Source organism: Thalassospira xianhensis MCCC 1A02616, assembly GCF_003326475.1.
Classification (GTDB): domain Bacteria; phylum Pseudomonadota; class Alphaproteobacteria; order Rhodospirillales; family Thalassospiraceae; genus Thalassospira; species Thalassospira xianhensis.
The window spans coordinates 1-10,247 of record NZ_JPWA01000067.1; the positions used below are offsets into that span (position 1 = coordinate 1).

The 10,247-nt window shown below is 56.5% G+C and carries 13 protein-coding genes; 11 read left to right on the top strand and 2 right to left on the bottom strand.

What is annotated here, in order from left to right; translation table 11 throughout:
* The coding region (locus TH5_RS25735) for a HAMP domain-containing protein (protein WP_167443662.1) at nt 1-146 on the bottom strand (146 nt) is incomplete at its 3' end.
* 71 nt (nt 147-217) lie between these two features.
* Entirely contained in the window at nt 218-1,306 is a 1,089-nt protein-coding gene (locus TH5_RS24620; RefSeq protein ID WP_114124081.1) for an MCP four helix bundle domain-containing protein, read from the bottom strand.
* Between the two features lie 492 nt (nt 1,307-1,798).
* Here TH5_RS24620 and TH5_RS24630 point away from each other — a divergent pair, with 492 nt between their 5' ends.
* The 11 genes from TH5_RS24630 to TH5_RS24680 all read left to right on the top strand — a co-directional run.
* Nucleotides 1,799-2,545, top strand: coding sequence for a YebC/PmpR family DNA-binding transcriptional regulator (locus tag TH5_RS24630; RefSeq protein ID WP_114124083.1), 747 nt, complete (start codon nt 1,799-1,801; stop codon nt 2,543-2,545).
* Between the two features lie 79 nt (nt 2,546-2,624).
* Nucleotides 2,625-3,143 (top strand): crossover junction endodeoxyribonuclease RuvC, encoded by a 519-nt coding sequence (ruvC, locus tag TH5_RS24635; RefSeq protein WP_062951677.1) that lies wholly within the window; start codon nt 2,625-2,627, stop codon nt 3,141-3,143.
* Entirely contained in the window at nt 3,140-3,838 is a 699-nt protein-coding gene (gene ruvA, locus TH5_RS24640; RefSeq protein WP_114124084.1) for a Holliday junction branch migration protein RuvA, read from the top strand. The genes ruvC and ruvA overlap by 4 nt, the downstream gene beginning before the upstream one ends.
* Nucleotides 3,835-4,911: a Holliday junction branch migration DNA helicase RuvB gene (gene ruvB, locus TH5_RS24645; protein ID WP_062951679.1), complete on the top strand. Its 1,077-nt coding sequence runs from the start codon at nt 3,835-3,837 to the stop codon at nt 4,909-4,911. The genes ruvA and ruvB overlap by 4 nt, the downstream gene beginning before the upstream one ends.
* The gene (locus tag TH5_RS24650; protein ID WP_114124085.1) at nt 4,908-5,369 is read left to right on the top strand and encodes a YbgC/FadM family acyl-CoA thioesterase; all 462 of its coding nucleotides are present in this window, start codon (nt 4,908-4,910) and stop codon (nt 5,367-5,369) included. The genes ruvB and TH5_RS24650 overlap by 4 nt, the downstream gene beginning before the upstream one ends.
* A gap of 7 nt (nt 5,370-5,376) precedes the next feature.
* Nucleotides 5,377-6,108, top strand: a complete 732-nt coding sequence (tolQ, locus tag TH5_RS24655) for a protein TolQ (RefSeq protein WP_062951681.1) — start codon at nt 5,377-5,379, stop codon at nt 6,106-6,108.
* A gap of 1 nt (nt 6,109) precedes the next feature.
* Entirely contained in the window at nt 6,110-6,562 is a 453-nt protein-coding gene (gene tolR / locus TH5_RS24660) for a protein TolR (RefSeq protein WP_062951682.1), read from the top strand.
* A 6-nt stretch (nt 6,563-6,568) separates the two neighbouring features.
* Entirely contained in the window at nt 6,569-7,513 is a 945-nt protein-coding gene (locus TH5_RS24665) for an energy transducer TonB (RefSeq protein WP_114124086.1), read from the top strand.
* Between the two features lie 49 nt (nt 7,514-7,562).
* Nucleotides 7,563-8,933: a Tol-Pal system beta propeller repeat protein TolB gene (tolB, locus tag TH5_RS24670; RefSeq protein ID WP_114124087.1), complete on the top strand. Its 1,371-nt coding sequence runs from the start codon at nt 7,563-7,565 to the stop codon at nt 8,931-8,933.
* Nucleotides 8,934-9,062: 129 nt separating this feature from the next.
* A complete protein-coding gene (gene pal / locus TH5_RS24675; RefSeq protein ID WP_097050595.1) occupies nt 9,063-9,560 on the top strand; it encodes a peptidoglycan-associated lipoprotein Pal in 498 nt (165 codons plus the stop codon).
* A 118-nt stretch (nt 9,561-9,678) separates the two neighbouring features.
* On the top strand, nt 9,679-10,247 hold a 569-nt coding region (locus tag TH5_RS24680), incomplete at its 3' end, for a YbgF trimerization domain-containing protein (RefSeq protein ID WP_279627793.1).

Below are 10,247 nucleotides of genomic sequence, written 5' to 3' on the forward strand. Positions count from 1 at the left end.
TTCAGGCGTTCTTCTTCGGCCTGAAGTTCACGGACTTTCAGGGCGTTGTCCTTGAACACCTCGACCGCGCGGCCCATGGCGGTGATTTCGTCGTTACCCTTGACCGGGACGTCGATATCGAGATTGCCATCGGCCAGTGTGACCATGGTTTTCTGCAGACCAGCCAGGCGGCGCAGAAGGTTGCCACGGACATAGACGACATAAATGATCAGCGAGATCAGGATGGCCGCACCGGCGACGCCATACAGGCGGCGGCGACAACAGCCAGTGCCGTCAGGCTCTGTTTCTCGACCACTTTGGCCTGTGCGGCGGCTTCCTGGACTTCGGAGTTCAGGGCAGCGACCAGTTCGGCGACGCTGCTGCGCATCGCGTTGGCGAATTCACCGCTCTGGATGACCAGACGCTGGCTTTCTTCGGCTGCGGCCAGTTCGCGTTTGCGAAGTTCGGGCAGGCTGTCATCACCCACAGAAAGCTTCGACATCTTGTCGATCAGTTCGACATAGAAGTTTTTAAGCCGTTCGTTGCCAATCGATTCCAGTGCGGCAAGGGCATCGGCATAGGTGCCGCGGATGCGCACCGGAATGATCGACAGGCGGACGGCCTGCGTTTCGGTGGTGGACGCGATGATCATGTTGGCAGCGGACGAACCAAGGCGTTCGATTTCCAGCACCGGTGAACGTGCGCTGATGGCGTCGTTCATTTTTATGAAGTTCTCGATCACTTCTTCGGTGCTTGCCGTGTATTTGGCGGACGGATCGTCTTTGAGCGACTGTGCGTAGGCATTGCCCTGTGCGATGTCGTTCTGGGTATAGGACAGAACCGGTTTCAGCGTATCGCCATAACGTTTGGCAAGATCCTGGAATTCGCCCAGTTTTTCGGCCTTTTCGGCGGAAATGGCAAAGCGTTCCTGGGTTACGGTGTGTAACTGGCCAAGGGTGTCCTGCAACTGAATGCGGTTGTCATTGATCGTTGCAATGACTTCGGGCATGAAGCCGGTGGCTTCGATTTCGTTGATCTTGTTGACCAGTTCCAGCAGGCGGAAATCAAGTTCTTCCTTGATGGCCAGTTCTTCGTCGGTGGAATTGGATGCAACGATGCGTGGCGCAATCGCCACGATTTCCGCGCTTTCGGTCGCCAGTTGCTGTGCGGCGGCGATTGGCGGCAGTTTTTCTTCTGTGATGGTTGTCAGAGCTTCGCCGAACTTGTTGAAAGAAACGGCACCCACAACGGCAGACACGACTGCCATTAAACCGACCAAGGCAAACGATATCAAAAGCTTGCTTTGGACCCCGAACTTAGTTCCCATTCTGTCCTACCTTCTTGTGCTGTTTTCCCCGGGCGGCTTCTTCGTCCGACCGGGTTTCTTGGATCAGGCAACGGGTGTTTTGTTTTTTTTCGCCGCCCGGTTCGTAACCCCCGAGAGTTATACTTTAGAGTTATTTTTTCTTATTAAGGGACATTATTGAAATATTATTCGCAGAACTGCAAGATGTAAGCAGTTCTGCGACAAAAAATCGCGATTAAATCCGGAAGTTGTATAAACCACAGGTAATTCGACCTGGCTTTCGGTGCGTGGTGGTTGAGGGATGCGAACAGATGACGGATAGCTGGACCTTGTGTCGCAAACAGGATATAGGAGCGGTCGAAATTTCTGCCTGCCAGTTGTCCGGTCCGGTTCGGCCCGCCCGACTGGCGCGCAATCATCGCGAGACCGGTCTGCCCGGGAAGCCCCCGCAGTTACCGGCCGGTGCCCGATTTGCACTGATCGACAACACGAAAAGAATACAGGTTTCAGGTTATGGCCGGCCATTCCCAATTTAAAAACATCATGCACCGCAAAGGCGCGCAGGATAAAAAGCGCGCCAAAATCTTCACCAAACTCGCCCGTGAAATTACGGTTTCGGCGAAAATCAGTGATGATATCAACAGCAACCCGCGTCTGCGTGCAGCCATCGCCGCCGCGCGTGTTCAGAACATGCCCAAAGACAACATTGATCGCGCGATTAAAAAGGCGACCGGTGCAGGCGAGGGCGACAATTATGAAGAAGTCCGTTACGAGGGTTACGGGACGGCTGGTGTTGCCGTTATCGTCGAGGCCCTGACGGACAACCGCAACCGTACCGCGTCCGAAGTGCGCGCCGCATTTGCCAAAAGCGGTGGCAACCTTGGTGAAACCGGTTCGGTCGGCTTCATGTTCAACCGTCTTGGCGAAATCGTTTACCCGGTGGACAAGGCCGGTGCGGACGAAATGTTTGAAGCCGCCCTTGAGGCTGGTGCTGCGAATGCGGAAACCGATGATGAGAATCACATCATCGAAACCGAGATCGAAGATCTTAACGCGGTGCGTGAGGCCTTGACCGAGAAGTTCGGCGATCCGGAAAGTTCGAAGCTTGTTTTCCGTGCGGTTACCGAGGCCGATATCAGCGTTGAACAGGCACAGAGCATCATGAAGCTTGTTGATGTGCTTGAAGATAACGACGATGTGCAGAATGTCTGGACCAATGTGAACTGGACCGACGAGATCGTTGCCGCGCTCGATAACTGATTACGCTTGCTTACGCCCGTCATTCCCTTTTGAATGACGGGCGTATTTTATTTTGCTCATAATAATAAGGTGGGGCGACGTGGTCAGGGTTCTAGGTATCGATCCCGGTCTTCAACGCACGGGCTGGGGGGTGATCGATCTTACAGACAACCGGATGCGTCATGTTGCCAACGGTGTCGTGACCTCGACACAGACGCTGTCGCTGGCGGAACGTCTTGATCAGCTTCATAGCGGGCTTATGGACGTGATTGCGACCTGGACACCCGACGAGGCCGCGGTCGAGGAAACCTTCGTTAACAAGAACCCAGTTTCGACCCTTAAGCTGGGGCAGGCGCGCGGTGTTGCGCTGCTGGCACCGGCACGTTGTGGCATTCCGGTAACGGAATATACACCCAATGCCGTCAAAAAGACGGTGGTGGGTGCCGGTCATGCGGCCAAGCAACAGGTCGAAATGATGGTGTCCACGCTGCTGCCGGGATGTCAGATCCATGGCGCAGATGCGGCCGATGCCTTGGCCGTGGCGATTTGTCATGCACAACATGCCGGAACCCGTGCGCTTGCGGGGATAACAGCCGGACCGGGGAGAAAATACAGGTGATCGCAAAACTTCGCGGAATTGTCGATTTCATTGGCGAGGACAGTGTCATCATCGATGTGAACGGGGTCGGATACCTTGTTTTCGCATCGCGCAGGACATTGACCATGCTGCCGCCAAAAGGTGGCGAGGCGGGGTTGATGATCGAAACCCATGTCCGCGAAGATCACATTCATCTGTATGGATTTGCCGATAACGCCGAAAAGCAGTGGTTCGCGCTTTTGACGACGGTACAGGGGGTGGGGGCCAAGGTTGCGCTGGCCCTTTTGTCCGTTCTAAGCCCGACCGATCTTTTGCGTGCGATTGCCGCGCAGGATACCACGGCCCTTTGCCGGGCACCGGGGATTGGCCCGAAGGTGGCGACCCGTGTTGTGGGTGAGCTTAAAGACAAGGCGTCGCGCCTTAACCTTGGCCCGGTCGCGGCACCAGTGGCACCAGCGGCATCACCTGCCGCAACTTCGTCAAAAAAATCTGCCAAATCTGCCAAACCGGTCAGTGATGTGAGTATCGACACAGCCGATGCCGTGCCGGTTGTGGATGATGGTGCGGTTCTGGCCGATGCGGTTTCCGCACTGGTCAATCTGGGCTATGGCCGGTCCGAGGCGTTTGGCGCGGTTGGCAAAGCCGCCCAGCAGGCCGGTGACGACAAGACACTTGATACCCTGATCCGTCTGGGACTGAAGGAGCTTAGCGCGTGAGCGAGGAAGAAGACCGTTTACTCAGCGGGGAACGCCGCGAAGAGGATTATCAGGACGGTTCGCTGCGCCCGCGCCGGCTGGACGATTTTACCGGCCAGAAAGAAGTGCGCGAAAACCTTGATGTCTTTATCCAGGCTGCGCGCGGCCGCGAAGAGGCTATGGACCATGTGCTGTTTTTCGGGCCGCCGGGGCTTGGTAAAACGACGCTTTCGCAGATTGTTGCAAGCGAACTTGGCGTCGGCTTTCGGGCGACGTCCGGCCCGGTCATTGCCAAGGCCGGTGATCTTGCCGCCCTTCTGACCAATCTTCAGCCGCGCGATGTTCTGTTTATTGATGAAATCCATCGCCTGAACCCGGCGGTCGAGGAAATCCTTTATCCGGCGATGGAAGATTTCCAGCTTGATCTGATCATCGGCGAGGGACCGGCGGCACGTTCGGTCCGGATCGACCTTCCGCCCTTTACCCTTGTTGGGGCGACGACACGGTCGGGGCTTCTGACCACGCCGCTTCGCGATCGTTTCGGTATTCCGTTGCGGTTGCGATTCTACGAGCCCGAAGAGCTGGTCGAGATCGTCGCACGCGGGGCACGGTTGCTTAATTTCGATATGACACGCGAGGGGGCGATGGAAATTGCCCGCCGGTCACGGGGAACACCGCGTATTGCCGGACGTTTGTTGCGGCGTGTGCGTGATTTTGCGGTGGTTGCCGGTAAATCGCCCGTCGATAAATTCATTGCCGATGCGGCGCTCACGCGGCTTGAGGTTGATAATCTTGGCCTTGATAGTCAGGACAGACGTTACCTGAACTGTATCGCCGGGAATTACGGTGGCGGGCCGGTGGGCGTTGATACGCTGGCCGCAGCCCTGTCGGAAGAACGCGACACGATCGAGGATGTGATTGAGCCGTATCTGTTGCAGCAGGGGCTGATACAGCGCACCCCGCGTGGCCGTATGCTGGGCATCAAGGGGTACAAGCATCTGGGCCTTGTGCCACCGCGTGAAGGCAATGGTGTGCCGCTGGCGGATCTGTTTGACCAGCGCGCGGCCAATGCCGCAGACGGGACAGACGAATGACGGATACGCATGATACTGGCCTGCTCGGTTATATCGAGGGCAAGCGGCATATCTTCCCGTTAATGGTGTTTTACGAGGATACCGATGCGGGCGGGGTTGTGTATCACGCCAACTATCTCGCCTTTGCCGAGCGGGCGCGTTCAGCGATGCTTAACCTGTTGGGGTTTAGCAATAGTCTTGTTGCAGAACGCCACAAAGTTGCCATAGCCGTTCGACACTGTACGCTCGATTTTCGCCGGGCGGCCCGGTTGGAGGACAGGCTGATTGTGGAAACTCGCCTGATCAAACTGGGGGGCGCGTCGCTTGGATTCGAGCAGAAGATCACGCGGGACGACGAGATACTCGTGGTTATCGAGATATATCTCGCCTGCATGTCACTGCAAGAGTTGCGGGCGCAAAGGCTGCCCGAAGAATTGAGAATGGCTTACGCAACCTATCTGGATGTGAACGAGGACTGAAGATAATATGGAAAATCAGGTGGTCGACGCGGTAACGCTGGGGCAGTCGGTCATGGCTCATGACATGTCCATGTGGGGCCTGTTCATGCAGGCCGGGATTGTCGTCAAAACGGTGATGATCGGGCTGATGCTGGCATCGGTCTGGGTATGGGCAATTGTTTTTGAAAAACTGATGCGGTTGCGCAAGTTGCGCGCCCAGGCAAATACATTCGAAGAAGCATTCTGGTCGGGCGGGTCGCTTGAAGACCTGTATGATCGTATCGCCGATCAGCCGCGCGATCCGATGTCGGCCATTTTTGTGTCGGCCATGCGCGAATGGCGTCGTTCCAACGCGCGCGGGGTCAAGGGCGAAACAATGCGCGCCCGCCTGCAGCAGCGTCTTGAACGGTCGATGGAAACCACGCTGGGCCGGGAAATGGACCGGGTTGAACGTTATATGACGTTTCTGGCGTCTGTCGGCTCGACCGCACCGTTTGTCGGCCTTTTTGGTACCGTCTGGGGCATCATGGTGTCCTTCCAGTCGATTGCAGCATCGAAAAACACATCGCTTGCGGTTGTCGCACCGGGTATTGCCGAGGCGTTGCTGGCAACGGCGATGGGCCTTGTCGCCGCTATTCCGGCGGTGGTGGCCTATAACAAGATTTCCAGCGACCTGAGCCGTTACGGTAATCGCCTTGAGGCGTTTGTCGACGAATTCACGTCGATCCTGTCGCGCCAGCTTGACGACGCGAGAGACTGATATGGGCGCACAACTCGCATCCGGATCGGGCGGAGGACGCCGCCGCGGTCGTCGCAACCGCCGCAAGGCCATGAGCGACATCAACGTCACGCCGATGGTTGACGTGATGCTTGTCCTGCTTGTGATCTTCATGGTTGCTGCACCCCTGATGACGGTCGGGGTCGAAGTCGACCTGCCGGAAACATCGGCAGCCCCGATGACCGGTCAGGACGAACCGCTGGTCGTGTCGGTCACCGGTGATGGCACCCTTTATATTATGGATAGTGAAGTCCCGCAGGACACGCTGGCCGAAAAGCTTTCGGCCATTACCGAGAACAAACGCGATACCCGCATTTTCGTGCGCGGTGACCGGGCAATCGATTATGGCCGTGTGATGGAAGTCATGGGCCTGATCAGTGAAGCCGGGTTTAGCAAAGTTGCGCTGATCGCGGAGCTGCCCGAAAAGGGCAAGTAAACCGACATGTTACGCAGTGTTCTGATTTCCCTGGCAGCCCATCTGGCAATCTTTTTGATTGCCTGGTTAGGCCTGCCGGAACTGTTCGAGGAAACGCCGCTGGAACTGCAGTCGATTTCGGTCGAGGTGGTCACGGTTGACGAATTCTCGGCGGCTCCGACCAAGGCGCTGCCAAAGCCGAAAGCCGAAGAAAAGCCGAAACCGAAACCGGCCCCGAAGCCAGAGCCAAAGCCCGTTCCGAAGCCGGAGCCAAAACCGGAACCGAAACCAGAGCCGAAGCCCGAGCCCAAACCGGAGCCAAAGCCCGAGCCGAAACCGGAACCGAAGCCAGAGCCCAAACCGGAACCGAAGGTCGAACCGAAACCACAACCGAAGCCGGAACCAAAACCCGTTCCGAAGCCGGAAGTGAAGAAGGAGCCGACCCCGACCCCGGAAAAGCCGAAACCGAAACCGGTTGAAGCCAAAAAGCCGGAGCCAAAACAGGAGCCGAAGCCCGAACCGAAGCGTACGCTTGCCGATATTCTGAAGGATGTGCGTAAAACCGAACCGAGCGCACAGCCGACACCACAGGATACACCGGAAGATACGCCCGAGGACAATGCCAGCGAGGTTGTCGCGACGCGTCTGGACGCTCGTTTGACTATGAGCGAGCTTGACGCCGTCAAAAGACAGATCGAACGCTGCTGGAGTCCACCGGCCGGAGCCAAGGAAGCCGGGAACTTCGCGGTTGAAATTCATGTCAGCGCGAACCCGGACGGTACTGTCCGTCAGGCACGAATTAGCAACTCTGGCGAGATTGGTGGCGACCCTTCACGCCGTACGATTGCAGAAAGTGCTCTTCGAGCTGTGCTAAATCCGCAATGCAGTCCTCTAAAACTGCCGCTGGATAAATACGAAATGTGGCGCACATTCACGTTCAATTTTGACATGCGTGAAATGCTGGGCCTGTAATGAATAAAATCATAAGTCCCTCAAAACGCGTGGAAAATAGCGAGGCAGGATGACCATCAAGACCAACGCATCAAAACGATATTGGGTTACACGCAGTCTGGCAGGACTGTGTGCCCTTGCCGTTGTCGCTGGCCTGGCCGTTGTAACCTCGGCACCGGCGCATGCCGAACTCCGTATCGACATCACCCGCGGTGAAGTCAAGCCGATGCCGATCGCCATTACCCGTTTCCCGGGTGAAGGTGTTTCGGAAACCGAAGTCGGCCAGAACATCACCTCGGTGATCAGCAATGATCTGGCGCGATCGGGCCTGTTTGCGCCAATTGACGAAAAAGCCTTTATCCAGAGTGCCAGTTCGCTGGCGGTTAATCCGAACTTTGCCGAGTGGCGCGCAATCAATGCACAGGCACTTGTCAATGGCCGGGTCGTAACCGAACCGAACGGGCTTCTGCGTGTCGAATTCCGCCTTTGGGATGTTCTGGCTGAAAACCAGATGGCGGGGGTGGCCTATCGCACCCAGCCAAACAACTGGCGGCGCATCGCACACAAGATTGCTGACGAGATTTATAAACGCATTACCGGGGAATCGGGCTATTTCGATACCCGTATCGTTTATGTCTCCGAATCGGGCCCGGGCGATAAACGCGTCAAGCGGCTTGCGATCATGGATCAGGACGGTGCGAACCACCGTTTCCTGTCAGACGGCAAGTTTCTTGTTCTGAACCCGCGTTTCTCTCCGACGGCCCAGGAAGTGGTTTATATGTCGTACTTCAACGATAAACCACGTGTCTATGTTCTGGATATCGATACCGGCGAGCTTGAATTGCTTGGCGATTTCCCGGGCATGACCTTTGCCCCGCGCTTTGCCCCAGATGGCAATTCCGTGGTGATGTCCCAGGCTTTGGACGGCAATAGTGAAGTCTACGAGCTGGATCTGCGTACGCGTGAAAAACGCCAGTTGACGCGGCATCCTGCAGTTGATACATCGCCGTCATATTCTCCTGATGGTTCGCGAATTACGTTCAACTCGGATCGTAGCGGATCACAGCAACTTTACGTGATGAATGCGGATGGTAGCGGCGTCCAGCGCATCAGTTTCGGTGGGGGTCTTTATGCCACACCGGTCTGGTCGCCACGCGGAGACCTTATCGCCTTCACCAAATCACAAGGAGGTCGGTTCTATATCGGTGTCATGCGTCCGGATGGCAGTGGAGAGCGGCTTTTGGCCGAGGGCTTCCTTGTCGAAGGCCCGACATGGGCACCGAACGGAAGAGTGTTGATGTATCACCGCCAGCACCCGTCCAGGGACGGGACCAAGGATCGATACCGTCTGTATTCGATCGATCTGACCGGTTATAACGAACGCGAGATCGTTACACCGGCGGATGGATCAGATCCAGCATGGTCGCCCTTGATTCCCTGATATCTCAAGAGTATAGTTATCGCGAAGCACTGAATGCGATTCGCATTAATCGCGGGCATTTTCGGTGTCGCGAGACATGGAAAACACCACAATCGGGCGAATGTGTCCGGTGTTAAGGGGAAAACTTAAATGAAACTTCGGATTCTGAGTGTTTTTGCTGCTGCCGCACTTCTGGCTGCCTGTGAAACCGCACCTGACAGCTCTGCTACTTCTGCTGGCGAAGGTGTCTCGACCACCAATCAGCCGTCTTCCACTTCGAGCGCGCTTTCGGAAAGCAGCCCGGAATGGTTCGCGGTTAATGTTGGCGATCGCGTATTCTTTGGCTTCGACAAATATGACCTGTCGGGCGAAGCACGCCGTACGCTGGAACTTCAGTCCGCTTGGCTGAAAAAATACCCGCAGTACAAAGTCGTTGTCGAAGGCCATGCCGACGAACGCGGTACCCGTGAATACAACCTTGCACTGGGTGAGCGTCGTGCGAACTCCGTGAAAGATTACCTCGTTGCTCTGGGCATCGATCCGTCGCGTGTCGAAACCATTTCCTATGGTAAAGAACGTCCGGTCGCTCTGGGCCACGACGAAGAAAGCTGGGCGAAAAACCGCCGCTCTGTTTCGGTTATCCGTTAAGAGCGTGCAGGTGAAAGCCTGAATTTCAAGGCGCCTGTTCCGTGAGGAACAGGCGCCTTATTTTTGCCGCCTGAAAATGTTGCAACATTAGATATTCCTTGATGACATCGGGAATACGATGTTCGAAATTACGACGAAGGACCCGAAAATGATCCGAGTTGGCCCGAAAACCGGTTATCGAAATAACGCCCTGCCGTCCCGCATGTCGGCCGTTGCGATTTCACCAACCGTTGGGGGGAAACAGGGAGCGTCGCGGCGCAGCCCGATCGGCTATCTGTCGGTGTTTGCCGTCACGGCCCTGATAGGGATGACTGTTCTTGGCAGTGCACCAGCATGGGCGCAGGAATCCAATATGACCCGGCAGGTCGAACAGCTGCGCAATGACCTTGATCTGTTGCAGCGTTACGTCTATCGCGAGGGTGTTCCCTCCGGTGGCGTACCCGACGGTGGCGCTTCAAGCGGCGGAAGCCCAGCAGCCGCGCGTCAGCAGGTTCAGATCAACGATATCGAGCGCGCCGTCACCCAGTTGACAGGACAAATCGAGGAATTCGATTTCCGTATCCGCAAGATCGAAGACCGTCTTGAACGGCTGGTGTCCGATGTCGATTATCGCCTTAGCCAGCTTGAAGGCGGTGGAGCGACCGGTGCCCAGACGGGAGCCGTTGCGCCATCTGCGGCGGCCGGGGC